Here is a 25160-nt window from a genome sequence, read left to right as displayed (position 1 = left end):
TTATATGCCAAGGAGTTGAGTTACTATGATAGAGCTTGTAATATATGCTTTATTAGCGGCATTCATTTTTTCACGTTTGTATAATTCTTTAGGAAGGTCAACCAATCTCAACCTAAAAAAGCTAACTGGCGTATTGGATGTAAGTCGAAGTAGAGAAGATGTAGTAGAAACCATTGAGGGTTACATTGATAGCAATGATGAAAATTCAATAAGAGTTACTTATGAACAAATATTAAAAAAAAATAAAGATTTTTCTATTTCCCACTTTATAGAAGGTTCAGGCATAGCTTTTGAATTAATAATAAAGTATTTCAATCAAGGAAATTTGTCTCAGTTAAAACCACTTCTCGATAAAGACTTATATGATAATTTTGCAGAGAAGATTAAACATCGTAAAGAGGTGCACGAGTCTATAATTGTTTCTATCGTTTCACAAAAGATTTTAGAAATAAAGCTAGTAAAAAACGCAGTGTTTATTGCAGTATATTTCCTTTCAGAGCAAATTAACTTCGTTAAGAATAATAAAGGAGATATCATATCAGGTAGTACATCCACTATTAATAAAGTTGAGGATGTATGGCAATTCAAAAAAAATGTTAATTCATCAGACCCAAGCTGGTTGCTTGTTTCTATTAACTATAAGAAGACAAATAATGATAAGACAAATGGCAAGTAAGATTAGTTTTATTTAGAGTTAACCATGGAAAGCAAGCTACGCGAAATAGTACTTGACACTGAAACAACAGGTCTTGACATTGGATCTGGTCATCGAATTATTGAAATAGGGTGTGTGGAATTAATTAACCGCATTCCAACAGGTAAAGTATTCCATCGGTACCTTAACCCAGAAAGAGATATACCTTATCACTCGTTTAAGATTCACGGTATTAGTGAAGAATTTTTAGAAGACAAACCATTCTTTTCAGATGTTGCACTTGAATTTCTAGACTTTATATCTAATGATATTTTGGTAATTCACAACGCTGAATTCGATGTTAAGTTCCTTAACATGGAGTTAAGCAAGCTGAATGCTGGGTTAATTTCCTCAGATAGAGTGCTAGATACATTACCTCTTGCGAGGAAAAAATTCGTAGGATCACCTGCTTCTTTGAATGCATTATGTAAGCGTTTTGATATATCGCTAGAGAATAGAGAATTGCACGGAGCACTAGTTGATGCTCAGTTGCTTGCAAAGGTATATGTTGAACTTACAGGAGGGTTACAAACCTTTCTGTTTGATAATGAATGCAATCAGGACAGTAACTCTACATTCGTTCAGCATAAAGTGCGTAATCTAACTCCCAGAAAACATTCACCAAATAGTGAAGAAATTGATGAACATAAGAAACTGTTAGACAAAATTAACAATACACTTTGGAATAAATATATTGAATAGGTCAACTAATAAAGATACAATTTGATTTTACTGAGAGCATTCTAATGGTAAGGTTTATAAGATTTTCATCTAATGTGCTAGCAGCATTAGCAGTTGTTTTTTTAGGTTATTGTTATTTTACTAAAAAGGGCATATTTGCCCCACACAACGCAGAAGTTAAGATAGGCGGAGATTTTTCTTTAATTAATCAGGACGGACAGATCCTGCGCAGTAGTGATTTTAAAGATAAATACATGATGATTTTCTTTGGGTTTTCCTCATGCAAAAGAATTTGCCCTATGAACCTTGGGATAATTTCAGAAACACTTGCAAAGTTAGATGAGAAAACTAACAACAAGCTACAAACATTTTTTATCACAGTTGATCCTGAGCGCGATAGCACGGAAAGACTTAAAGAATTTCAGCAGCAATTTGACCACAGAATACAAATGTTAACTGGTGAAAGAGAAAAAATAGACGAAGTAGTTGCAAAATATAAAGTATATGCAAGCAAAGTAGACGGAGAAGAAGAAATCAACCATTCTTCGATAATATATCTTATTGGCCCTGGAGGAAGATATGTTACACACTTTGCAGCTGATTTAAATTCAGACGAAAGTCAATCTGATAAGATTTTGGCTGAGATAAGAAAATACGTAAACTGAATTATAGATTTTTCTGTTAATTACGCAACTGCATGAGCATTATCTCCACCGGGAAGACGCATTGGAATGACAATATTTGCTGTCTTCAAAAATAAACATTCATAAAGTTGTGCTTTTAACATGGGTTATCAGTTTAAAAATGTTGCTAACTAGTATATCTGAATGTAACATCAATTAACGTGTATAAATGAAGCAATACCATGGAAAATAGTTATAATGCCGATGCAATAAAAATCTTAAGGGGTCTTGATGCTGTAAGGAAACGTCCAGGTATGTACATTGGTGATACTGATGATGGATCTGGCTTACACCACATGGTATATGAGGTTGTTGACAACGCAATAGATGAATCTTTAGCTGGATATTGTGATAAAATTGAAGTTAGCATAAATAAAGATGGTTCGGTATCTGTAACTGATAACGGTCGTGGCATTCCAACTGACATTCATGAAGAAGAAGGAATATCAGCAGCAGAGGTAATAATGACTCAACTCCATGCTGGTGGTAAATTTGACAGTAATACCTATAAAGTTTCTGGGGGATTACATGGTGTTGGAATCTCAGTTGTGAATGCATTATCAAGCTGGTTGGAATTAACTATTTGGCGCAATAAGAAAGAACACTTTATACGTTTTGAAGATGGTGAGTCTATTGAACCTTTAAAGGTAGTCAACGAAAATACAAACAAAAGAGGAACTAAAGTCACGTTCATGCCATCAACAGAGACTTTTAATGGCATTAATTTCAGTTACTCAACGCTTGAAAGTCGTATAAGAGAATTAGCATTTTTAAATTCAAATATCGACATTACTTTACGTGATCTGCGCAATGAGCCATATACAGAATCTCATTTCAATCAGAGCAACCAATCTAAAGACAATTTTGGTACAGCGAATTTTGTGCGGTACTTAGATAAGAATAAGACACATGTAACTAAAATTGCCAGTATGAAAGGAGATGCAGAAGATCTTGGCATCAGCTTGGAAATATCGATGGAATGGAATGATTCCTACTATGAGAATATGTTGTGTTTCACTAATAATATACGGCAACGAGATGGTGGTACGCATTTGGCAGGATTTAGATCTGCACTAACTAGATGTATCAATAACTATGCAACTAATGAAGGGTTTTTAAAGAAAGCAAAAGTAAATTTAACTGGAGAGGACGTTAGAGAAGGTTTAACTTGTGTTTTATCTCTCAAGATGCCTGATCCTAAGTTTTCTTCACAAACAAAAGATAAACTAGTTAGTTCTGAAGCACGTGCAGTGGTAGAAAGTATAGTTTCTGATAAATTGAGCACAATCCTTGAAACTGATCCCAAATTGGCAGCAAGTATAGTAGAAAGAGCAATCAGATCAGCAAAAGGAAGAGAAGCCGCAAGAAAAGCACGAGAGTTAGTTAAAAGCAAAAACAATATTGATATTGCAACTCTGCCAGGAAAGCTTGCTGATTGTCAGGAAAAAGCTCCTGAGTTATCGGAATTATTTATAGTAGAGGGTAATTCAGCAGGTGGTACTGCAAAGCAGGGGCGTAATCGTAAAACACAGGCAGTGCTTGCCTTAAGAGGAAAAATTCTAAACGTAGAACGTGTAAGTTTAGATCGTATTTTTTCATCTGCAGAAATAGGCTCTTTAATTACTGCAATTGGTGCTGGAATAGGGAGTGAACACTTCGATATTGAAAAAGCTAGATATCATAAAATTATCATCATGACAGATGCAGATGTTGATGGTTCACATATCAGAACTTTGATTCTAACTTTCTTTTTTAGACATATGCGTGAAGTTATTGAAAAAGGTTACTTATACATAGCACAGCCACCCCTCTATAAAGTTACAAAGAATGCTAAAGACACTTATATTAAAGATGACGAAACTTTTGAAGAGTATATAATAAACTCAGCAGTTAAAAGATTAACACTAAGTGGTGCAGCTACAGAATTTAACGACTTGCGCCTTATTTTGAATAAATGCGTTAGCATTTCTAATATTAGCAAAAATTATGATAGAGAAATACCACAAAATCTCTTAGAGTCATTGCTAATTTTAAGCAAAAAGAATGCTCTATCATCGGCTGATGAGATATTAAAGTATTTAAAATTAATGTACAGCGAATATACTTGGGAAGTAGAAATAAAAGATGAAGAAAAAGAAATTCACATCTCTAAATTATTTCAAGGATTGGCAGACAAATATATATTTGCACTTAGTATGCTTGAAGGCAAAGATATGCAAAACATATTAAGTTTGCTTGATGGTATAAGTAATTTATTTAATGGTGATTCATTTTTAAAGTCACAAGAAACTGAAATAAGAATCACTTCTCCAAGTACGCTTGCAAAAATAATAATGGACTATGGTAAAAAGGGTTTAACTTTGCAGAGATTTAAAGGTCTTGGTGAAATGAATGCTGATCAGCTATGGGATACTACGTTAAATCCTGAGGCTAGAACTTTACTGAAGGTTGAAATAAAAGATTGTGAAGAAGCTGATTCCATATTTTCAATACTAATGGGTGATATAGTTGAACCACGCCGTGACTTTATCAACAGCAATGCACTCAATGTGCATGATGTTGATATTTAAATTTAGAAGACACATAAACTTAGCAAAATGTACGAACGTTATGTTTTGAAAGTGATTATAGTAAGGTGTACAATTTTGCCTCATACACAGATCTCACTTCTAGCTACAACTATAAATGTATAGATTTTTTATCGTACTATGTTACAATTAATGTTTTGCTAAAAATTAAATATTAATGAATGAATTAAGAAAGTTAAGCATTACACAAATGCATGATGGGCTTAAAAAGAGGAATTTTTCTGCTGTTGAGCTTATAGAAGCACACATCGATGCAGTTGAACATGAAGAGTTAAATGCATTTATAACAAAAACCCCAGAGATAGCAATGAAAGCTGCTAAAGCTGCAGATGAACATTTCTCTAGGCAAAAGGATGATTTAATCTCGCCGCTCATGGGTATACCAGTTGGTATCAAAGATCTATTCTGTACAAAAGGAATAAAAACAACAGCATGCTCAAAAATGCTGGAAAATTTTGTTCCGACTTATGAATCTACAATATCTGACTTGCTTTTAAAAAGTGGAGCAGCCATGCTCGGTAAGCTTAATATGGATGAATTTGCTATGGGTTCTGCGAACACAAACAGCTATTTTGGCCCTGTTGAAAATGTGTGGATTAGAAAAAGTGATGGGGAAAAAGTTGTTCCTGGTGGATCATCTGGTGGATCTGCAGCATCGGTTGCTGGATTTTTATGTGCTGGAGCACTAGGGAGTGACACCGGTGGATCTGTACGCCAACCAGCAGCTTATTGTGGAGTAGTTGGAATAAAGCCAACTTATGGAAGATGCTCGCGTTTTGGTATGATTGCATTTGCAAGTTCTCTGGATCAAGCGGGAGTAATTACCCGTTCTGTCTCTGATTCAGCATTAATGCTGGAAGCAATCTGTGGCTATGATAAAAAAGATTCAACATCGAGCGAAAGACCAGTGCCTAAGTTTTCTAGCTTTATAGATGGTGATATTAAGGGTAAGCGTATTGGTATACCAAAAGAATATAGGATGGATGGAATTTCAGAGGAAATAGTCCATAATTGGGAGAAAGTTGCTTTCTATCTAAAAGAAAACGGTGCTGAAGTTGTTGACGTTACTCTGCCACATACTAAATATGCAATACCAGTCTATTATTTAATCTGTTCTGCTGAAACTTCATCCAATCTTGCTCGTTATGACGGTGTGCGTTATGGGTTCAGGGTTGATGCTGATACCCTTGAAGAAATGTATTCACTAACAAGAGCAGAAGGTTTCGGTAAAGAGGTGAAAAGAAGAATTTTAATTGGCGCTTATGCGCTTTCCTCAGGTCATTACAATGAATATTATGAAAAAGCACAGTGTATCAGGGCATTAATCAGAAATGATTTTATAAAAGCGTTTGAAAAAATAGATTACATACTTGTGCCGTCTGCTCCAACAGAAGCTTTCGGCTTAAATGAAAAGCCAGATCCACTAATTATGTGCATCAATGATGTGTTTACCGTGCCGGCAAGTCTGGCAGGATTGCCTGCGATTTCTGTTCCTGTGGGACTCTCCAATGAGGGGTTACCACTTGCCTTGCAAGTAATTGGAAATTATTACGACGAAGCTGGAATATTAAATGTGGCAAGTGTGATAGAGCAAAATTGCGGCAGAACAATTAGCACTGATTTCCATCCAAAAGGGTGTCATTCCAGCGCGTGACGCTGGAATCCCAAAAAAAGGATGACAGAAGAGGGGCTACTCCGATGACACCCTTTTGGATGGAAAACTACTTGCATGACATCATCATAAAGTAAACCAGTGTCAGCTACTTGGATGACAGGAGAAGGAGGCTACTTTCATGACATCATTAGACTTCTTTCAAAATTGAGGGAGAGAGAGTAAGATCAAGTATTTGGAAGCATGAAATATAAGGAAATAGAAAAGTTAGAAGGAGAAAAGTTTCGACGTTTAACGGGGGTAAAAAAATCAACATTTAAGAGAATGGTAGAAATTCTAGATGAGGAGGATAAAAGGAAAAAAGCTAGAAGTGGAAGAAAAAGCAAACTTTGTATAGAAGATAGATTACTTATGGCACTGGAATATATGAGAGAATATCGTACATATTTTCATATAGGACAAAGTTATGGCATGAGTGAAAGCAACTGTTTTAAAATAATAAGGTGGGTAGAAGACACATTAATAAAACATCCAGATTTTGCATTACCAGGAAAAAAAGATCTATTAAATAGTAATGTAGAATACGAAGTTTTGGTAATAGATGGAACTGAAACAGCAGTAGAAAGGCCAAAAAAAAGCAAAAGCGCTTTTACTCTGGAAAGAAAAAAAGGCATACTATAAAAACACAAATAGTAACAGAGAAGAAGAGTAAAAAGGTCGTATGTACATCTTTCTCCAATGGTAGAAAACATGATTTTCGGATGTTTAGAGAATCAAAGATAGCAATATTACCGCAAACTAAGATCCTAGCTGATTCTGGTTACAGAGGAATGCAAAAGATACATAAAAATGTTGAATTACCACATAGAAGATCAAAAAAGAATCCTTTATCAAAGGAGAAAAAAGCAGAAAATAGATCTCTCTCTATACGAAGAGTGGTAGTTGAAAACGTAATCGGCTTATTGAAAAGGTTTAAAATCATTTCTGACAGATATAGAAATCGACGAAAACGTTTTGGCTTAAGATTTAATTTGATTGCCTCTATTCACAATAGAGAGCTCCTTTCATGAATTTTGAAAGAAGTCTATTCTTTTTTCTGGATCCAAGTAGTTAAGGTACTGGGATGACACCCTAACAACCGTCATCCCGCTGCTTGTTAGCGGAGATACCGCGGCGGTATAGCTATACCTTTTTTCTACTTAGTTTGGGTTATGCAAGAAGTCTATTCTGTTAACTCTTCCTTTTATTATTTTTCCTTCAGAAGTGCTATAATAAATAATTAATCTATTAATGTTAACCTTTATCCATGATTTGTAAGGATTAGAGGTGAAGATATGGCTAAAGGAAATAATACCCTATTAATATTTGACTTTGATAACACCATCACTAATGGGCACATGCACAATGCTTTTTCTAGGTCAAGCAAAAGTGACTTTGTTTCTACTCAAAATAATGTAGTGACTGATACCGATATAAAAGATTTTCTAAAAAATACAGGTGGAATAAAAAATAAAGAGAAGTTGAAATCTACATTACGATCTGCACTTTCAGGTGGAATAGAAGTTAATATTGCATCATACACAGGATATCCACGTGCTGTAAAAAAAGTAGTGGAAGATTATCTAGGTTTGTCTAAAGAACAAGCAGACAGTGTTTCTGTATTTAGTGGATTTCCAGAAGATTATGATGATGCGTTGAAAGGTGATAAAGAACAACAAAGTAAGGTTGGAAAGAATTTGCATATCTGTAAAGCAATTGTGGAGTATAAGGATAAACATGGTGATACCAACCCTCATAAATAACTAGACAAATAATTCACAGAGCAAATGGTTTTGATCGAACTTTCCGTAATATCTCGAATAAATTCAGATACAGCATTTTCAAGTAATTTAATAGAGTCATACATCTTGTTCTTTATTATATTTTCCTTTAAATGTTGCCAAAATCTTTCCACAGGATTGAGCTCAGGCGAGTACGGCGGCAAATAAATTATGGTGATATTTTCAGGAGTTTTTAAACCTTTAGACCTATGCCAACTTGCGCAATCCATGATAAGAAAAGCTTCTCTAGTCCCCAAATCTTTCGACATCTGCTCCAAAAATATGTTCATGCAATCTGTGTTTACATGTGGAGCAAGTAGGCTAATATCCTCTCCATTCCTGGGATTTACAGCGCTGTAAAGATAGAAGTTTTCTCTTCCGATTTTTACTTTAACTTGTGTTCTTGAGCCCTTTTTAAACCATCCATGTCCAACTTTTGAGTGCGTTCCAAATCTCGATTCATCGAAAAAAAACCTCCTTTTTCCGGTTCTTTTCCACAATTTCATTGAGATTTTTTTTGAACTCCTCTTGTTTGTTTTTGTCTTGTTTATAATGTGCTGGACGAGGTGTGATATATGTAAATCCTAGCTTCTTCATAAGCCTTCTCGCCGTTGACTCACTTACTTTGATAGCTAACATTCCTTCAACTATACCTTGCAATTTTTTAGCAGTCAGATTTGCCCCATCTTCTTCTATTACCTCTCTTATTTTTTCCTTCTTCTCCTCGTTCAGTTTTGGTTTAGGTCCTCGCCCTGGCTGTATTGCAAACCCAATAACACCTTTTTCTTTAAATCTTGCAATCCATTTCATTAATGTCGTTCTCGTAATTCTATATATTTTAGCAACTTTTGAGATACCATACTCCTTTGCTGATATTATTGCTTGTAACCTTCTTCCTATCTCTCCTCTTATTCCATATTTTTTTAATTCTAACTTGCATTGATTATATAGTTCTTCTCCTATTGCTTTACTTTTTCCTGCCATAAACTACATATTTATTCTTTCTAGCCTCAATTATTTGTAGTTTTTACTATTTGTCTATCTATTAGTGGAGATTGGTATGAGTTGCCAAAAACTGTTATGCTAGTTGATGATGATGCAAAAAATATTGAGAAGGTTAATGAGTTTGTTAAATCAATGGGCACAAGAAAGGAATGGCTTGAAAAAAATGGGCTGAGTATTGAAGATATACAAAAAGTCAAATTCGAAGGCGTTCAAGCACCTATGAACAGAAATGGTAAAGTGGTAGGAGATGCTAATTATCTAGAAAGGGTACAAGAATTTATTAGTGCCAACTTAGCGCAAGAACCAATTTATGAAAACTTAAGGAAAGAAGAACCTATATACCAAAATCTTCAAGACACTCAGAGACAATCACCTGAAGAAAAGCCACCACAATTACCTCCTAAAAAAAGGAAGTTAAATACAGATAGTGGTATAGCTGTTAGTGATAAAGATAGAAAACAAGTATATACTGAAACCATCTCCTTAGTAAAGGAATTTAAGGCAATCAAAGCTTTTTTTAAAGATTATGCTCAAAAAGTAATAAATACTATTTGCGATTTATTTAGAAGAGAAGTGGCAACAAAAATTGAAGGGCAGGGCTATAATGTAAGTAGTAAGCAAGGAAGTAGTGAAATTACTGTCAAAGGAAGTAAGCCAATAGATGCTTCAAGAATAAACAAAGATATTATTGTCGAGTCCTTAGCTCAAATAATCGAGAAAAGAGAGAAAATCAAAGATCTTGGAAACAATTATAAAGGTGATCAGCTAGGGCGAGAGATATCGAAATTATTGAACGCTGGTTCGCAAAAGAAAAATATAAACTCAAACTATAATGATGGAGAGCCTATATTCCAGACTCGTGAAGAGGCATTGAACTATCCTCCGCAAAAGAAAGACATAAACTCGAACTCTGTGAGAGGAAACTATAATTATGGAGAGTCTATATTTCAGACCGTTCAAGAAGCACATCAGCAAAAGAAAAATACAAACTCAAACCCTGTAAGCAAAAAACCACTTGCACTACCAGTACCTCCTAAAAATTATACGGAAAAAGTTACGCAAAATAGAAATAATAACATTATTGAAAGAGGAGGTTGAAGATTCGTATAATTTCTTGCATATCCGGTTCATGGCACATTGTTTCAACTTACACTTCTTTAATCACTGTGCTAAATTATATTGTAAAGCAGCCAAATTAATGTAATAGAATGCGCTAAGCTTTAAGCATAGAAACCACTTTATCGTAACTTGGCAATGATTTAATTTCTCCAATTGCAGCTAGAGTGGTTTTTTCATGCTGAGATAACAATTCTTCTGCTGCTTTTTTTACGTTAGCAGTGGTAACTGCACTAATTTTTTCTATTAATTCATTTTTACTGATGTACCTATTATAGTTACCATAGTAGTGCCCCAATGTTTCAGCACGTGAGCTTACGCTTTCGCGCGACATTAAAATTTGGGATTTTACTCGCTCTTTCACTCTATTTACTTCTTCTTCCTTCAAATCATCTGTAGACAACTTCTTCAACTCTGTTGTTATAGATTTTAAAAGCTTATCTAAGTTACTACTGTCTGTACCAGCAAAAATGGAAAACATTCCTGTATCAGTATAGCTGGAATTAAATGAATAAACAGAGTAAGCTAATCCCTGCTTTTCCCTTACTTCCTGGAACAGACGTGATGACATTCCGCTCCCTAATATAGAATCAAGCACTTGAAACGTGTGATATTTATCGTCATGGCGAGAAACACTAGGTAGACCAATTAGCAAGTGTACCTGATCTAATTTACGATGTTCTAAATACTCACCACCAGTACAGCTCGCATTTTGGCTTTTTTTCAGCTTTTTAGAATGAATCTTTGAGAGAAAATCTTTTGTTAATGCAACAACTTCTTCATGTTCAACATTTCCTGCAACAGTAAATAGCATATTCTCGCCAAAGTAATGTTCATTTATGTAATTATCTAGATCTCCTCGAGTAAAAGATTTTACAGTATCTTGCGTGCCTAAGATTGACCTGCCAAAAGGTTGATCTTTATAAGCTGCCTCAAAATATTTATCGAAAACAATGTCACTTGGTGAATCATTAGTTTGAAAAATCTCTTGTATTACAACGCCCTTCTCACGTTCCAATTCATCTTCTGGAAATGTTGAATTCATCAATATATCTATTAATATATCAATACCAGTTTTGATGTCCTTCTTGAGAACTTTTGCATAATAGGTGGTGCTTTCCCTACCGGTGCTGGCGTTGAAAACCCCACCTATGTCGTCAAAAGCTTTTGCAATTTCAAACGCAGTTCTTGTCTTCGTTCCTTTGAAAGCCATGTGTTCTAGAAAATGGGATATTCCATTTTGATTTGCACTTTCCGCTCTACTGCCAACACCAACTCGTATGCTTAAAGCTACAGAATCAATATCACGCACCTGCTCGGTTATTATGCGCAGACCATTATCTAATTTTGTTACCTGGGGTACATTCATCTTATGTGTTCTCTTTTAAATTCTCTTCTGCAAAATCCCAATTAATCAAATGATCAAGGAAAACTTTTATGTAGTCAATTCTACGATTTTGACAATCTAAATAGTATGCATGTTCCCACACATCCATAGTGAGTAATGGAACTTGACCGTAAATTAATGGCAAATCTGCATTTGGAGTTTTGGTGATTTTGAGCTTTCCTTTTTCAAGCACTAACCACACCCATCCACTACCAAACTGGCTTACTCCATGATTGGAAAATTCTTCATAAAATTTATCAAAGCCACCGATATCATCCTGAATTTTTTTTGCTAAAAGACTACTATCTTTAGGCTTACCACCACCATTCTTCTTCATTGAATTCCAATAAAAAGTGTGGTTCCAAACTTGCGCTGCGTTATTAAATATGGGAACTTTATCGCTATTACCATGCACTTTTGTTATTATTTCCTCAATTTTCACATGTTGATAATCTGTATTTTCAACCAGCTCATTGAGTTTATTTAAATACCCTTTGTGGTGCTTATCATAATGAAAATCTAAGGTTTTTGCAGATATGTAAGGTTCTAAAGCTGTTTTATCATATGGTAATTCAGGTAAAGTAAAACTCATGACAATCTCCTTATTTTTGACCTACTTGGATGATAGGGCAATATATGCTTTTGTGCAACATATAATTCGGTTAAAATATTCATATTGTTGCAATTGTTCTAAAAGTAAGTTATACTAGTACAGTAATGTTAATAATAATTACATTTTTTATTATATAGTTTGTTAGGAGGCTAATATGTCAAGTTTATGTGAAAACCTTAAGTATTCATATGAGAATTTTAAGCAATATGCTAAGCACGGAACTATTCCTGCTGTAGAAAAAAATAACAGTCAAGTTCCACAAAACTGTTTCTATAAGTCTGTTTATCATATCGATAGTGTTGTGGGACCAGTGAAGGATATGCTCGTAGGGGTAAATAAAGATGCCGATACTTCAACAACAACTTTGGGAAAAAGAGAGAAAAAAGTCTGCGGTACGAGACATAATGGATTTTATCATGGCTTTGCAAACTTATTACTTGTGCTCTATACAACCCCAGTTGCGGATTAGAAGTCAGTGAAAAAGATAGGGAAATAGGGTAAACTCCGGAAACATATTATCAAAAAGTAGAGAGGTTACCCATGAATAAAAATGTAACAGAATTATTTTGCTTTGTAGACGATTTTTGCAAGGCTATAAACAAAAATTTCGCAGAAAAACTCCTGCCAAACAGTAAAAAACCTACCAGAACGCCAGAGATTACGCATTCTGAAATTCTTACTATAATTTTACTTTATCAACAATCTAGATGTGAGGACTTTAAATCTTTCTATACATATTATTTGAAAGCACTATATGGATCTGAGTTTCAAAATTTGCCAACATATAGTAGATTTATTAGGCTAAAACCGAGGGTTTTATGGTATTTAGCATTACTTTTGCAATGGCTATGTGAGCAGTCGAAAATGACAGGGATTTCGTACATAGATGCAACATCTATCGCTGTTTGCCATCCAAAAAGAATCTCAAGAAACAAAGTTTTCAAAGGATTGGCAAAGCTTGGAAAGACTACATATGGCTGGTTTTTTGGTTTTAAATTGCATATGGTAATTAATGAAAAAGGTGAAATTCAAGGAGTTACACTTACTAAAGGTAACGTTGACGACAGAAAACCAGTACCAAAATTAACTGAAAAACTGACTGGTCTTTTGTTTGGTGATAAGGGCTATATAAAGAAAGAGCTCTTTGCAAAACTCTTCGATAGAGGACTAAAACTCGTTACCAAAGTAAAAAAAGGTATGAAAAACACATTAATGCTACTTGAAGAAAAGATTTTTTTAAGAAAAAGGTCGATTATTGAAACAGTTTTTGGCTACCTAAAAGACAGACTTGAGCTTGAGCATTCAAGGCACAGGTCTCCAATAAATTTCTTGGTGCACGTCTTTTCCACATTAGTTTCATATTCCATGAAGCCTAAAAAGCCCTGTATTTCTAGATTTTACTATATTGATTAATCCGCAACTGGGGTTTACTAAAGGTAACGTTGACGACAGAAAACCAGTACCAAAATTAACTGAAAAACTGACTGGTCTTTTGTTTGGTGATAAGGGCTATATAAAGAAAGAGCTCTTTGCAAAACTCTTCGATAGAGGACTAAAACTCGTTACCAAAGTAAAAAAAGGTATGAAAAACACATTAATGCTACTTGAAGAAAAGATTTTTTTAAGAAAAAGGTCGATTATTGAAACAGTTTTTGGCTACCTAAAAGACAGACTTGAGCTTGAGCATTCAAGGCACAGGTCTCCAATAAATTTCTTGGTGCACGTCTTTTCCACATTAGTTTCATATTCCATGAAGCCTAAAAAGCCCTGTATTTCTAGATTTTACTATATTGATTAATCCGCAACTGGGGTGTATAAGAGTATCCGTTCAGGCAATGGCGTCAACTTAAGGACACATTTTAGACTTCTTTGTTGAAATAAAACAGAAACAAAAGTGCTGTTTATTGCACTCTTTGGATAATTTAATGATAAAAAATTTAGAGATAAATTTTATACACAATCACTGATATTTTCCCTTAAGTTGACGCCATTATCTGAACAGATACAATGAATCGACTATAGTTTTAATCCGTTTTGAGTTTAAAATCTTCCGTTAGCTTTGCAGAATACATTTCCTTATTATCTTGGTTATAGAAGGTAAATTCGTGATCATCTAAATTTAGTATTGCAAAGCCAAAGCCAAAAAAGTTTCTAACCTCGTGTGCTAAGTAGTTTTTACCATTTGAATAGTCAAATTCTACATTTTGATAAACAGATTCTTGATCTTGAGCGTTTAATGATGCACCACCGTTTCCAACTATAATCTGGTCTGGAACATTATCCATTAGTAAAATCTGAGCTATATGAATATGCCCGGAAACTATGGTAGTAACATTGCTTGGAAATTTATCCCCAAAGGCTTCAATTTGTGTGAGATTGCCATGGCTTTTTAATGTCAAAAATTCTTTTTTTGGAGATCTCCAAAGCGGTTTATGAGTTAAAAACCACATGGGCTTATCAGAACTATTTTGTATCAATTTATCAAATTGCCTCTCAAAAGCATCAATTGTGCTTTGGGTTGTAAAAATATCCTCACCGGATGAAGAGTCGAAGATAAAAAATTTCATCGGTCCAGCGTCTAAAGACCAACTAGAAACGAAGTTTCCACATTTTTCAGACGAAAAGGGGTGTGAATCTAGATACCTGAACCATCCTTCATAAGCTCTATCACAACTCTCATGGTTTCCACGAACAAAAAGGAAAGGGGATTGTAATGAAATATCCTTTGCAGGCTCAAACCAATCAGCGTACCAAACTTCTTTACTATATCCATAAATATCGCCGCATTTTTTTGTATTTCTACATTTTGTTTGTCTATAATGATAATCACCAACATGGATAATTAAATCTGGTTTATGAAGGGCGATTGAATCTAAATTTTTTTTTAAAGGCCAGCTATCTACCGAATTACATTCCTGCTGAAATAACATATTTATTCTACAGCCCGTGTCCCCAATCAAAGCAATTTTATTAACCTTTTCTGGTAATATAGGAACTCGTAGATCCTCAATACTAATGTTTTTGGCACTTGTTTGTACTGTCAGTTCACAAACTGTTTCATTATGATCACCATTGTTAATTGAGCTGCGATTCAGCATTTCTACTTCCTCACCATCTACATGAGCAATGGGACACATGTCATTGTCTGTAATTGCACGTATGCTTAATTTATTTTCTGGGATAACTTGAGACCATGTGTATAATATCTGTGCATGGACGAAATGAAAGCTGGTTATAAGAGATAGAGCTAAAAAAATAAAGATATTAGCTACATTCATTTGTATAAAAACCTAAGTTAAAAATTAGTAGTAAGGTTATCTTAAATGATTAAAATTTATAATCACAAAATTCATAATCAAATTATACAAGTAATTTCTAAATTATTCTAGTATCAGATTGACACTCTAGATGAAAAATTCTAAAATGATTAAATAATTTAAAATAATTATATAAGAACTAGAATATAGTGCGGCCGTGGTGGAATTGGTAGACACGCAGCGTTGAGGTCGCTGTGGCTCATAAGGCCTTGGAAGTTCAAGTCTTCTCGGCCGCACCAGTTTTTTTATCGCTGTTTAGTATGGGTAAAAATGTTTATAGGGAATCAAAGTAGCAATAAGGTAGAAAGAGCTATCAGCGAAATCAGGCGCGGTCGGCCAATTGTAATATATGATGAAAGTAATTACCTATTGTTTGCTGCTGCTGAGGCTTTAGAAAGAGATTTATTTAATCAATACAAGCTTATATCAAGCAATGTATATGTTACTTTAACTTCAAGTAAGGTAAAATACATATCTCAGAATAAAGAACATAACAGCAAACGTCTGTTGATAAGCAATTTTGATGAACTGCTCCCTTTAATAAACTGTTCAAAGGAAGATAGCATAAAAGAGTTGCAATGCTCAAAGACAATAGATGAGTATGCTGTTGCCTTGCTTAAGTTCTCAGAATTATTGCCATACGCGTTAGTGGCTGATATGACTTTTGAGAATAACCATGAAATGCGAAATTGGTGCGAGAAAAATGACGTTATTGCACTGGACACGTCATTCATAAATAATTTTCAAGAAAATCAGGATGTATATGAAGTGTGCAAAACATCATTGTTTTTAAAACAGACTCAAGAAGTAAATATCATATCTTATAGAACCGAAAGTGGTGGAAGAGAACATCATGCAATTATCATTGGCAATCCAGATAAAGATGACGAACCATTAGTGAGAATTCATTCTTCGTGCTATACGGGTGACTTGTTAGATAGCTTATCATGCGATTGCAGAAGTCAGTTATATCAAGCAATTCAAATGATAGCTGACTCTGGAAGTGGTATTATATTGTATTTGATGCAAGATGGAAGAGGTATTGGTTTAACTAATAAGTTAAGAGCGTACAGTATGCAAAGAGAACATAATCTTGATACTGTTGATGCAAATAGAATATTGGGTTTTGAAGATGATGAAAGGAGTTTTGTTGTTGCAGCTAAAATGCTTAAGAAATTGAGCATTAACAAAATCCAATTACTTACAAACAATGATAGGAAATTGTCAGAATTGGAAAGTAGTGGTATAGGAGTTACAAAGTGTCTACCACTTATTGTGGAACGTAATAAATATAACGATTCATATATGGAGACAAAGTTTGGTAAATTAGGCCATAGATTAAGAGTTTTTTAGCTTTTTTGCTGTAACTACTTTGTTAATTTGCTATGTTTATTAACATAAGTTAAGATTTTTAGGAATACTAAAATGCTAAGATTTTTTAAGCGAGAAAAAAATACTGGATCCTTAGATGAGGATATAAATTGGAATTCAAGCCGCTACAGCACAGTTATTGCTCAAAGGAATATTCTACTTTTATTTGCATTAATATTATTAGCAACAATCTCTATCAGCATATTAGTCATATTTAAAATTAGCACAAGTAGCACTATTGAGCCATTTGTTATAGAAATTGACAAGAAATCGGGAATAGTGCAATTGGTTGATCCTGTCACAGTAAAACAATATTCTGCAAATGAAGCGCTGAACGATTATTTTATTTCAGAGTATATAAAAGCAAGGGAGGTTTTTGATCCATATCATTATAATTATAACTATTATACAAAGGTGAGGTTGTTTTCCTCATCTAATGTGTATAATGAATTTAGAAATTATATAGGATCGCAGAATATGGATGATCTTTTTAATTTATATTCAGATACCAAAAATGAATTTAAAATTCGCTCAATTCAAAAATTGGGTAACGATGCTCTTCAGGTGAGGTTTTTTGTGGAATTTATACGGAAAGATGGAAGTTCCACAAGAAAAAATAAGATAGTTATTATGTCATATAGATATGCATCGCTTGAAATGAATGATCAGCAAAGATATATTAACCCATTAGGGTTTCAAGTTATTTCATATAGAGTAGATGATGAATATGTATAGGATATTATTAGTTTTAGCTTTACTTGTAAGTAGCAATTTAAACGCATCCATTAATTATAATGAACCTATTTCTGTAGATAGTAGAATAAAGACTTTTGTGTATAGCCCTAATGAAGTATTTACGGTGGTTTTTAGTCAGGGTTACTATTCTTATATTGAATTTGCGGAAGGAGAAAAAGTTAAAAATATCGCTGTTGGTGATGCATCAAGTTGGAAAATTAATCCTTATGACAATAAATTGCTTATCATGCCATTTGAAGTTAGTAGCCGCACTAACATGATTATTACGACAACTAAAAAAAGAAATTACATTTTTGATTTAATCTCAAGGCCAAATTACGATAAATACCCAGATACTGATGCTAAGAAAGTGGATCACGATTATTCTGCTGAAAAGGATATATCTTACGTAGTACGTTTTTATTATCCTCAAGAAGAAGGTGAATTTGATGTTGATTTAGATGAGGTTTCTTTACCTACTCAAATGCAATATACTACAGACAAGCCAGAAAAAATAATACAAGAAAATGATACGAAGTACAATTATACATATATTGATGAAGGTAGTAATGCGGATATAGTTCCGATTGAGCTATTTGATGATGGTTATTTAACCTATTTAAAATTTAGAAATAATAATAAAATACCTCAGATTTTTGTAGAAGAGGAGGATAAACCTTGTAAAAGGCTGTTATTTGATGATTATGTTATAATAAAAGGGGTACATAAAAAGCTATTTATGCGTTATGAAGATGGTAAAGTTGAAATTATAAATAGGTCACTTTAGCTGTGGTACATGCAATATGAATAAAGAAAGGCGTAACAATTCAGAAGATGAATCAGAAATAGAGAATAAGGTAGTAACAGTTGGCTCTAATCAAGGTCATAGGGCATTGATGGTCATTATTTTAGTGCTTCTGGCTGGTGGAGTGTATTATCTCTATTTTAGTCCTTCTCCTAAAGAGGGTTCAGAAGTTGTTAAAAAAGAGGAAACAAAGCAAAACGTTCAAGAATTGAAAGGAAAGTTGGAACAAGTTCCAGATAATGTAATGGTTCCTGAAAGAATAATAACTGATCCCTTACCACCCTTACCTCCTCTTCCTACACCATCAATCATACCAGAAATAAAACAAATTAGAAAAGAAGAAGAAAAACCAAAAGAAATCTCTGTGTCAAATATACCTATTTTACCGCAGCAAAATTTTCCTTCTAGCAATGTAATTAGCAATTTACCTACCTCGTTTCCTACAATAGGGGGGGGTGGTTACCCTAGAGAAAGACGTACTGCACAAATGTTAGCAATTTCAGGTGGTGGTGGAGAGAACAAGGCTGCTGATGCTATTTTATCCGACACTTCAGCACAGTCGAGCAAAGCTACCAGAGTAGGAAAGCTTGGTTTGATGATTACTCAAGGTAAAATTATTGATGCTGTTCTTGAAACTGCAATAAATTCTGATCTGCAAGGAATGCTGCGTGCTATGGTGAGTAGAGATGTTTATGCAGAAACTGGTGATACAGTTTTAATACCTAAAGGCTCAAGATTGATAGGTAGTTATTCATTTGACTCGAATGTTGCTAAATCTCGTGTAAATATAAACTGGAATAGAGTGATTCTGCCGCATGGAATAGATGTTGCCATCTCATCACTTAGTACTGACGAGCTTGGAAGGGCAGGGATAGCAGGAATAGTTGATAATAAAATAGTAAGTGCATTATTCTCTTCAGTGACACTTGCTGGTGTTTCAATTGGTTCGGCTGTTATAGGGCAAAAGGCTTCTAATCTTGTTGATACGCTAACTGCCATGGATGTAGTGAAGTCTATTACTGCAACTGAAATAGATATTTCTTCTCTCAAAGGGGCTATTGTTGAGAGATTGGAGGGTGCTATAAAAACTGAAGTTGGGAAGGTAGGAGACGAAAAATGGAAATTGGGTCTTAGGGCTATTGAAAAAATTCGGAATGCTAAAAGTGATCAGGATTTACTGAGAATAATAAAGGAAGAAATAGTAAGTGTGATAAAAAGTTCTGGAGTTAGTGAAGTTGATGCAATTACTAGTGACAATATCGGTATAACTTTAGACGATGTACGTCAACTGTTGAGGCAAATTCAGAAAAAAAGTAAGTCTGTTTATGAAAGCGCAATTGGGAAATCAATCGAGGATTTTTCTAAAGACATGCGAGATATAGTGGGCAGATATACAGATAAAAAACCAACTATTTATGTCGATCAAGGCACTGCATTGAAAGTATTTGTTAACCAAGATATAGTATTTCCTCCACAGGCAATATTAAATCAATGAAATGAACTATGCTGCACTTGATACATATTTGGAGCCATTACAAGGCATATTTCAAGAAGAAGGCGTAAATGAAATATCAATAAATAAGCCAAAGGAAGTATGGATTGAAAATCGCGGTGAAATAAGGTGTGAAAAATTAGAAGTATTCGATCTTAACCATTTGAAATCTCTTGGCAGACTGATTGCTCAAGCTACAGAACAAAAACTTAGCGAAGAAGCGCCGTTACTTTCGGCAACATTACCAAATGGTTACCGTATACAGATAGTATTTCCGCCAGCATGTGAACCTGATAAAGTAGTAATGTCGATTCGTAAGCCTTCTAGCATGCAATTAGCACTAGATGATTACGAAAAAATGGGGGCTTTTTCTGAAACTGTTATAGAAGTGACCGATAATCCAGTTGACCGTAATTTAGATTTACTGTTAAGGCAAAAAAAAATAAAAGAGTTTTTAGAATACGCTGTAATAAATAAGAAAAATATTATAATTAGTGGTGGAACTTCCACTGGTAAGACTACTTTTACTAATGCTACTTTGCGTGCTATTCCAGCTGAGGAAAGAATTATTACTGTTGAAGATGCAAGGGAAATCGTTTTGAACGATCATCCAAATAGAGTGCACCTGATTGCCTCTAAAGGAGGGCAGGGCAGGGCAAAAGTAACTACTCAAGATTTGATAGAAGCGTGCCTACGTTTAAGACCAGATAGAATAATAGTTGGTGAACTTCGTGGGGCGGAAGCTTTTAGTTTTCTTAGGGCGATAAATACTGGTCACCCTGGATCAATATCAACCCTTCATGCGGATAGTCCAACAATGGCCCTTGAGCAAATAAAATTGATGGTTATGCAAGCAAACCTTGGCATTCCTCCAGATCAAATTATACCATATATTAGAAATGTGATTGATATTGTTATTCAGCTAAAAAGAACCGGTGGGGGCAAAAGAAGTGTTTCTGAAATATTATTTACTAGATCTTCAAATGAAAATGCTTAAATTTATACATAAGTTAAGAAAAAGTAGTTTATGAGTAATGGAAATTACCTACGTAATATTCTCATAGGAGGTGTAGTAGCTTTTAGCGTACTTGAGTTTTGCTTCTTTTTATCGGGTATATTGTTCTTTCTACTGGTTGATGGTCCAGATGGTGTAGATTTTAAGACAATTAATCCTAGTTTGACGCCTTTCCCTCAAGCTCTTTGGCCAACAATCTTTGATCATATACAATATTGTTGGCATCATCCAGAGTTATATAGCCATGAGCTCAAAATCAAATTAATTATATCTTCTGCACTGCCTATCGTTGTTTTAATGGTTATTTTGTGGAATTTAAGAGAAAGGATAATTGAGTGGCGACCATTTAAAAAGAAAGAATCACTTCATGGAGACTCGCAGTGGGCATCAGAGAAAGACATACGAAAAGCAGGGTTAAGAAGCAAAAGGGGATTATTGCTTGGTAAAGATAAAAGAGGCTACTTTATTGCTGATGGGTTTCAGCATGCATTATTATTTGCACCTACAGGTTCTGGTAAAGGTGTTGGCTTTGTGATTCCTAATTTATTATTTTGGGCTGACTCGGTAATTGTACACGACATAAAATTAGAAAACTATGAAATAACAAGTGGTTGGCGAAAACAACAAAAGCAAGAAGTATTTGTATGGAATCCAGCGCAGCCAGATGGAATAAGTCACTGTTACAATCCATTACAATGGATTAGTGAAAAACCTGGGCAGATGGTTGACGATGTGCAGAAAATAGCTAACCTAATCATGCCTGAACAAGACTTTTGGCAAAATGAAGCAAGAAGCTTATTTGTTGGAGTGGTATTATACTTACTTGCTGCACCAGAGAAAGTTAAATCTTTTGGTGAAGTTGTGCGTACGATGCGTAGTGATGACGTGGTTTATAATCTTGCTGTTGCTCTTGATACAATGGGTAAAATACTACACCCTGTAGCATATATGAACATTGCAGCTTTTTTACAAAAAGCTGATAAAGAAAGGTCAGGTGTTGTATCAACCATGAATTCATCACTTGAACTGTGGGCAAACCCATTGATTGATACCGCAACTGCGTCAAGTGATTTTAATATTTTGGATTTTAAAAAGAAGAAAACTACAGTTTATGTTGGGTTAACTCCTGACAACTTGACTAGGCTCAGACCTTTAATGCAGGTTTTTTACCAACAAGCAACTGAATTTTTATGTAGAAAATTGCCATCGGATGACGAGCCTTATGGCGTATTGTTTTTAATGGATGAGTTTCCTACACTTGGAAAAATGGAGCAATTTCAAACAGGTATTGCATATTTTCGTGGTTATCGAGTTAGGTTATTCTTAATTGTTCAAGATACTGAGCAGCTCAAAGGAATATACGAAGAAGCAGGAATGAACTCCTTTTTGTCAAACTCGACTTACAGAATAACTTTTGCAGCCAATAATATTGAAACAGCTAATTTAATATCGCAACTTATAGGAAACAAAACTGTACAACAAGAATCGTTGAATAAGCCTAAATTTTTAGATTTAAATCCTGCTTCGAGGTCATTACATATCTCTGAAATACAGAGAGCATTGCTATTGCCTCAAGAAGTTATTATGTTGCCACGTGACGATCAGATAATTTTAATAGAATCGACTTACCCAATTAAATCAAAGAAAATTTTGTACTATAGTGATAGCACCTTCACAAAAAGACTGCTCAAGCAAACTCGTGTGCCTACACAAGAACCATATGACCCAAACAAAGTGCTTTCTGCTGCTGCGAGCAAAGATAAGGTTAATAACGAGGGGAATAATGCTCTTGAGGGGCCTAATTCAGTTGATTATCCTGCTGAAACTAAAACAGAAGATGCAGTATATGATGAATCAGATGAATTTGCAGACGAAGATATTGATGATGAAGATATCGACGATAAGTTTGAAGATGATGATGATGACGAAGAAGATGAGAATAGGAGCGATGATGGGTTTGATGACGAAGACGAGGAGGATAGGAGCGATGATGGGTTTGATGACGAAGACGAGGAGGATGAATTTGAAGATGAGGATAAATTCAAAAATGACGAGAAGTAAGGGTAACTTTGCATATTTTTATCTCAGAAAATCATTAGGTTTTTCATATTAAGCCATTTTTAATTAATTAGTATTAGATTATCTATTTTAACTAGGGGAGTAGTAATGATTAGTAAAAAAACATTAGCGGTTACAGCACTTGCTTTATTGTTGTCACAACAATCTTTTGCGAGTGAAACAGAAGGGTTTTACTTTGGTAGTGGGTATTATGGTCAATTTTTTAATAGTACGGGTGAACTAAAAACAAGCACTACAGGTATCAAAAATTTGTCTATAAATGACAGGGGTGCTCAGAACACAGAAGGTCAATTACTAAGTAAGTATAAAGGAGATTACAATCCACCTTTTGCTGCAAATGTGGCACTTGGTTACACAGGAGAATTGGGTAACAACAGCTATAGGGCTGAATTGGAAGGGATGTATTCTTCTGTAAAAGTGGATAATATTGGTTTAGCAACTAGCCAAATAACTCTTTCATACTTAAAGGAGACTGGTAATGATCCTAATAAAAAAACTTATCTCTATAGTACTCCAGTTAATCATGACCAAATTGAGAACATATCTGTAATGGCAAATGTTTATCATCATTGGAAAAGTGACCGTTTCTCTTTTTCTCCTTATGTTGGTATTGGAGTCGGTGCAACAAGAATGACAATGTTTGAAAAACCGTTAATAAGACCTGCAGGTCAATTAAAAGCTGGCTTTGATTGTCGCATAAGTGAAGATGTAAATATGCATATCGGATATAGAGGTTTTGGTGCTATTGGTGGTGTTATTGGTGATGGTCTTAAACTTACAACGGATGCGCTTGGAGAAATTATAGATGATTCTAATAACGTGGGTAAAAAGAAGCTTAATGATCAGAGTAAACCAGCAAATGCAACAAAAGAAGATATAAATATAGGTAATACATTGTTTCACACACACGGCATAGAGGTTGGCCTTACTTTCCATTTTGCTAGTAAAGCCTAACCCTTTTTAAAAATGCATAAAACCGTTCCTGTTATCCTATGCCTTGACCATAGTAAATATAGATCCAAGTAGTCACGCTACTTGGATGACTAGCTAGAGGGTACTGGGATGACATAGGATATGAAGGAAGAAAACATTAGCTATGTTTTTGCATAACAATGCACCTCTTCATTCCTGCCAAATCATGTACATATTCCTGAAAAGCTAATTTGTATGAGGGTATTATTTTGTCAATATCATTTTGATCTTCACCTATCTCCAATATTGCAAACCCATTTTTTTTAAGGCACTTTTTCAATATTGGAAAAATACTCAAGTAACAGTTTAAACCATCAATTCCACCATCAAGAGCAATTCTTGGCTCTTTTTGCACTTCGGCTTGTAAGTCTTTTAATTTGCTTCTTTTAATATATGGAGGATTGCTAATTATCAGATCAAATGAACCTCTGCACTCTGTCCATGAGCTTGGAAATATTTTGGCTCTGCTGAGAAGATCATGTTTCTTTGTGTTCTGATAGGCAACTTTGTATGCTTCCAAGCTTTTTTCAAAACCGATACCAACAGCATATTTATACTCACTAAGTACGGATATCAATAAACAACCTGTGCCTGTACCAAAATCTGCAATTTTTAGTTTCTGCTTTTTATTTGGGTAATATTTTAACACCGTTGAGATTAGTGTTTCACTATCTGGTCTTGGATCTAAAACATGCTGGTTAACTATAAAATTTTTACTCCAGAATTCACGAGTACCTATTATTTGCGATATTGGATATCTTTCCGCTCTTTTTTTTGTTAATTTCCAAAATAAAAGTTCTTTCTCCATCGGCACTTGATCAGCATGGTTCATAATTATGAATGATCTTTCCACTCCAAGTACGTGCTGCATGATGATTTCACAATCTAAATGTGGTGATTCAACTTTATGTGACGATAATAACTCCGATCCTTCTTGAATTAAAGTGCTGATTGTTTTCATTATTCTAAAAATGTGTTCCTTTCAGCCATAAACGGTGAGTATAATAGCTAACTTAAATCTACTCTGTCGTCCTATGGCTTACTGTACGAACATTGCAATATGGCACATAGTAAACGATGTCATGTAAGTAGCTTATACTGGACTCTTGTTTCAATGTTAAACAAAATACCATAGAATTCAAGAAGACAATTCCTAGAAAGCTCTTACATCCAAA

General features: G+C 34.5%; 22 protein-coding genes, 1 tRNA gene and 1 pseudogene. 19 read left to right on the top strand and 5 right to left on the bottom strand.

The annotated features are described in order from the left end of the window. Positions 1-25 precede the first annotated feature (25 nt). The 7 genes from NBW37_RS05185 to NBW37_RS05155 all read left to right on the top strand — a co-directional run bounded on the left by NBW37_RS05185 (position 26) and on the right by NBW37_RS05155 (position 8060). The gene (locus tag NBW37_RS05185; protein ID WP_250296010.1) at positions 26-676 is read left to right on the top strand and encodes a Tim44/TimA family putative adaptor protein; all 651 of its coding nucleotides are present in this window, start codon (positions 26-28) and stop codon (positions 674-676) included. Between the two features lie 24 nt (positions 677-700). Beyond that, positions 701-1396, top strand: coding sequence for a DNA polymerase III subunit epsilon (dnaQ, locus tag NBW37_RS05180; RefSeq protein WP_250296009.1), 696 nt, complete (start codon positions 701-703; stop codon positions 1394-1396). Positions 1397-1440: 44 nt separating this feature from the next. Then, on the top strand, positions 1441-2040 hold the full coding sequence (locus NBW37_RS05175; protein WP_250296008.1) for an SCO family protein: 600 nt from the start codon (positions 1441-1443) through the stop codon (positions 2038-2040). Between the two features lie 200 nt (positions 2041-2240). Continuing rightward, positions 2241-4628: a DNA topoisomerase (ATP-hydrolyzing) subunit B gene (gyrB, locus tag NBW37_RS05170; RefSeq protein ID WP_250296007.1), complete on the top strand. Its 2388-nt coding sequence runs from the start codon at positions 2241-2243 to the stop codon at positions 4626-4628. A 175-nt stretch (positions 4629-4803) separates the two neighbouring features. Next, the gene (gene gatA, locus NBW37_RS05165) at positions 4804-6300 is read left to right on the top strand and encodes an Asp-tRNA(Asn)/Glu-tRNA(Gln) amidotransferase subunit GatA (protein WP_250296006.1); all 1497 of its coding nucleotides are present in this window, start codon (positions 4804-4806) and stop codon (positions 6298-6300) included. Positions 6301-6501: 201 nt separating this feature from the next. Then, positions 6502-7328 (top strand): IS5 family transposase gene (locus NBW37_RS05160; RefSeq protein WP_250295841.1). Its coding sequence is split into 2 segments (ribosomal slippage): positions 6502-6889 and positions 6889-7328, totalling 828 coding nucleotides; the frame shifts between segments, so codons are not numbered across the junction. A gap of 264 nt (positions 7329-7592) precedes the next feature. Continuing rightward, positions 7593-8060, top strand: a complete 468-nt coding sequence (locus NBW37_RS05155) for a hypothetical protein (protein ID WP_250296005.1) — start codon at positions 7593-7595, stop codon at positions 8058-8060. Here the strand turns inward: NBW37_RS05155 and NBW37_RS05150 are convergent. Next, positions 8051-9062 (bottom strand): IS630 family transposase gene (locus NBW37_RS05150; RefSeq protein WP_250295836.1). Its coding sequence is split into 2 segments (ribosomal slippage): positions 8051-8548 and positions 8550-9062, totalling 1011 coding nucleotides; the frame shifts between segments, so codons are not numbered across the junction. The two genes, NBW37_RS05155 and NBW37_RS05150, sit on opposite strands and share 10 nt — an antisense overlap. 96 nt (positions 9063-9158) lie before the next feature. Between NBW37_RS05150 and NBW37_RS05145 the strand changes: the two genes are divergently transcribed. Beyond that, entirely contained in the window at positions 9159-10181 is a 1023-nt protein-coding gene (locus tag NBW37_RS05145; RefSeq protein ID WP_250296004.1) for a hypothetical protein, read from the top strand. A 115-nt stretch (positions 10182-10296) separates the two neighbouring features. On the opposite strand, the gene NBW37_RS05140 is transcribed toward NBW37_RS05145, so the two are convergent. Further along, entirely contained in the window at positions 10297-11568 is a 1272-nt protein-coding gene (locus tag NBW37_RS05140; protein ID WP_250296003.1) for a M16 family metallopeptidase, read from the bottom strand. A 1-nt stretch (position 11569) separates the two neighbouring features. Next, positions 11570-12178: a superoxide dismutase gene (locus tag NBW37_RS05135; protein ID WP_250296002.1), complete on the bottom strand. Its 609-nt coding sequence runs from the start codon at positions 12176-12178 to the stop codon at positions 11570-11572. Positions 12179-12353: 175 nt separating this feature from the next. Here NBW37_RS05135 and NBW37_RS05130 point away from each other — a divergent pair, with 175 nt between their 5' ends. From NBW37_RS05130 to NBW37_RS05120, 3 genes and pseudogenes are all read left to right on the top strand, one after another. After that, a complete protein-coding gene (locus NBW37_RS05130) occupies positions 12354-12668 on the top strand; it encodes a hypothetical protein (protein WP_250296001.1) in 315 nt (104 codons plus the stop codon). A gap of 71 nt (positions 12669-12739) precedes the next feature. After that, positions 12740-13612: an IS982 family transposase gene (locus NBW37_RS05125; RefSeq protein WP_250295817.1), complete on the top strand. Its 873-nt coding sequence runs from the start codon at positions 12740-12742 to the stop codon at positions 13610-13612. Between the two features lie 16 nt (positions 13613-13628). Next, positions 13629-13997 (top strand): annotated as a pseudogene (locus NBW37_RS05120) (transposase); the annotation flags it as partial. 226 nt (positions 13998-14223) lie between these two features. On the opposite strand, the gene NBW37_RS05115 reads toward NBW37_RS05120, so the two are convergent. Continuing rightward, positions 14224-15477, bottom strand: coding sequence for a metallophosphoesterase family protein (locus NBW37_RS05115; protein ID WP_250296000.1), 1254 nt, complete (start codon positions 15475-15477; stop codon positions 14224-14226). 190 nt (positions 15478-15667) lie between these two features. Between NBW37_RS05115 and NBW37_RS05110 the strand changes: the two genes are divergently transcribed. The 8 genes from NBW37_RS05110 (at position 15668) to NBW37_RS05075 (ending at position 23967) form a co-directional block, all read left to right on the top strand. Continuing rightward, a tRNA-Leu gene (locus NBW37_RS05110) sits at positions 15668-15755 on the top strand. Positions 15756-15786: 31 nt separating this feature from the next. Further along, complete coding sequence (locus NBW37_RS05105) at positions 15787-16869, top strand: GTP cyclohydrolase II (protein WP_250295999.1); 1083 nt, start codon at positions 15787-15789, stop codon at positions 16867-16869. A gap of 72 nt (positions 16870-16941) precedes the next feature. Continuing rightward, positions 16942-17622: a VirB8 family type IV secretion system protein gene (locus NBW37_RS05100; RefSeq protein WP_250295998.1), complete on the top strand. Its 681-nt coding sequence runs from the start codon at positions 16942-16944 to the stop codon at positions 17620-17622. Continuing rightward, positions 17609-18409, top strand: coding sequence for a P-type conjugative transfer protein VirB9 (gene virB9 / locus NBW37_RS05095; protein WP_250297003.1), 801 nt, complete (start codon positions 17609-17611; stop codon positions 18407-18409). The genes NBW37_RS05100 and virB9 overlap by 14 nt, the downstream gene beginning before the upstream one ends. 16 nt (positions 18410-18425) lie before the next feature. Beyond that, complete coding sequence (locus tag NBW37_RS05090; protein WP_250295997.1) at positions 18426-19922, top strand: TraB/TrbI/VirB10 family type IV secretion system protein; 1497 nt, start codon at positions 18426-18428, stop codon at positions 19920-19922. A gap of 1 nt (position 19923) precedes the next feature. Continuing rightward, a complete protein-coding gene (virB11, locus tag NBW37_RS05085) occupies positions 19924-20916 on the top strand; it encodes a P-type DNA transfer ATPase VirB11 (protein ID WP_250295996.1) in 993 nt (330 codons plus the stop codon). A 30-nt stretch (positions 20917-20946) separates the two neighbouring features. Next, positions 20947-22995 (top strand): type IV secretory system conjugative DNA transfer family protein, encoded by a 2049-nt coding sequence (locus tag NBW37_RS05080; protein ID WP_250295995.1) that lies wholly within the window; start codon positions 20947-20949, stop codon positions 22993-22995. A gap of 105 nt (positions 22996-23100) precedes the next feature. Next, entirely contained in the window at positions 23101-23967 is an 867-nt protein-coding gene (locus NBW37_RS05075) for a P44/Msp2 family outer membrane protein (RefSeq protein ID WP_250295994.1), read from the top strand. Positions 23968-24103: 136 nt separating this feature from the next. Here NBW37_RS05075 and prmC read toward each other — a convergent pair whose 3' ends face one another. Continuing rightward, complete coding sequence (gene prmC, locus NBW37_RS05070; protein ID WP_250295993.1) at positions 24104-24946, bottom strand: peptide chain release factor N(5)-glutamine methyltransferase; 843 nt, start codon at positions 24944-24946, stop codon at positions 24104-24106. Between the last annotated feature and the right edge of the window lie 214 nt (positions 24947-25160).

Origin of the sequence: Wolbachia endosymbiont of Oedothorax gibbosus, from assembly GCF_936270145.1 — a bacterium.
Taxonomy (GTDB): domain Bacteria; phylum Pseudomonadota; class Alphaproteobacteria; order Rickettsiales; family Anaplasmataceae; genus Wolbachia.
This window is presented reverse-complemented; position numbering and strand designations above follow the sequence as displayed.

Excerpts from the sequence above, each read along its gene's own strand:
- NBW37_RS05185 (WP_250296010.1), top strand. The coding sequence starts at position 26 with ATGATAGAGCTTGTAATATATGCTTTATTAGCGGCATTCATTTTTTCA.
- dnaQ (WP_250296009.1), top strand. The coding sequence starts at position 701 with ATGGAAAGCAAGCTACGCGAAATAGTACTTGACACTGAAACAACAGGT.
- NBW37_RS05175 (WP_250296008.1), top strand. The coding sequence starts at position 1,441 with ATGGTAAGGTTTATAAGATTTTCATCTAATGTGCTAGCAGCATTAGCA.
- gyrB (WP_250296007.1), top strand. The coding sequence starts at position 2,241 with ATGGAAAATAGTTATAATGCCGATGCAATAAAAATCTTAAGGGGTCTT.
- gatA (WP_250296006.1), top strand. The coding sequence starts at position 4,804 with ATGAATGAATTAAGAAAGTTAAGCATTACACAAATGCATGATGGGCTT.
- NBW37_RS05155 (WP_250296005.1), top strand. The coding sequence starts at position 7,593 with ATGGCTAAAGGAAATAATACCCTATTAATATTTGACTTTGATAACACC.
- NBW37_RS05145 (WP_250296004.1), top strand. The coding sequence starts at position 9,159 with ATGCTAGTTGATGATGATGCAAAAAATATTGAGAAGGTTAATGAGTTT.
- NBW37_RS05140 (WP_250296003.1), bottom strand. The coding sequence starts at position 11,568 with ATGAATGTACCCCAGGTAACAAAATTAGATAATGGTCTGCGCATAATA.
- NBW37_RS05135 (WP_250296002.1), bottom strand. The coding sequence starts at position 12,178 with ATGAGTTTTACTTTACCTGAATTACCATATGATAAAACAGCTTTAGAA.
- NBW37_RS05130 (WP_250296001.1), top strand. The coding sequence starts at position 12,354 with ATGTCAAGTTTATGTGAAAACCTTAAGTATTCATATGAGAATTTTAAG.
- NBW37_RS05125 (WP_250295817.1), top strand. The coding sequence starts at position 12,740 with ATGAATAAAAATGTAACAGAATTATTTTGCTTTGTAGACGATTTTTGC.
- NBW37_RS05115 (WP_250296000.1), bottom strand. The coding sequence starts at position 15,477 with ATGAATGTAGCTAATATCTTTATTTTTTTAGCTCTATCTCTTATAACC.
- NBW37_RS05105 (WP_250295999.1), top strand. The coding sequence starts at position 15,787 with ATGTTTATAGGGAATCAAAGTAGCAATAAGGTAGAAAGAGCTATCAGC.
- NBW37_RS05100 (WP_250295998.1), top strand. The coding sequence starts at position 16,942 with ATGCTAAGATTTTTTAAGCGAGAAAAAAATACTGGATCCTTAGATGAG.
- virB9 (WP_250297003.1), top strand. The coding sequence starts at position 17,609 with ATGAATATGTATAGGATATTATTAGTTTTAGCTTTACTTGTAAGTAGC.
- NBW37_RS05090 (WP_250295997.1), top strand. The coding sequence starts at position 18,426 with ATGAATAAAGAAAGGCGTAACAATTCAGAAGATGAATCAGAAATAGAG.
- virB11 (WP_250295996.1), top strand. The coding sequence starts at position 19,924 with ATGAACTATGCTGCACTTGATACATATTTGGAGCCATTACAAGGCATA.
- NBW37_RS05080 (WP_250295995.1), top strand. The coding sequence starts at position 20,947 with ATGAGTAATGGAAATTACCTACGTAATATTCTCATAGGAGGTGTAGTA.
- NBW37_RS05075 (WP_250295994.1), top strand. The coding sequence starts at position 23,101 with ATGATTAGTAAAAAAACATTAGCGGTTACAGCACTTGCTTTATTGTTG.
- prmC (WP_250295993.1), bottom strand. The coding sequence starts at position 24,946 with ATGAAAACAATCAGCACTTTAATTCAAGAAGGATCGGAGTTATTATCG.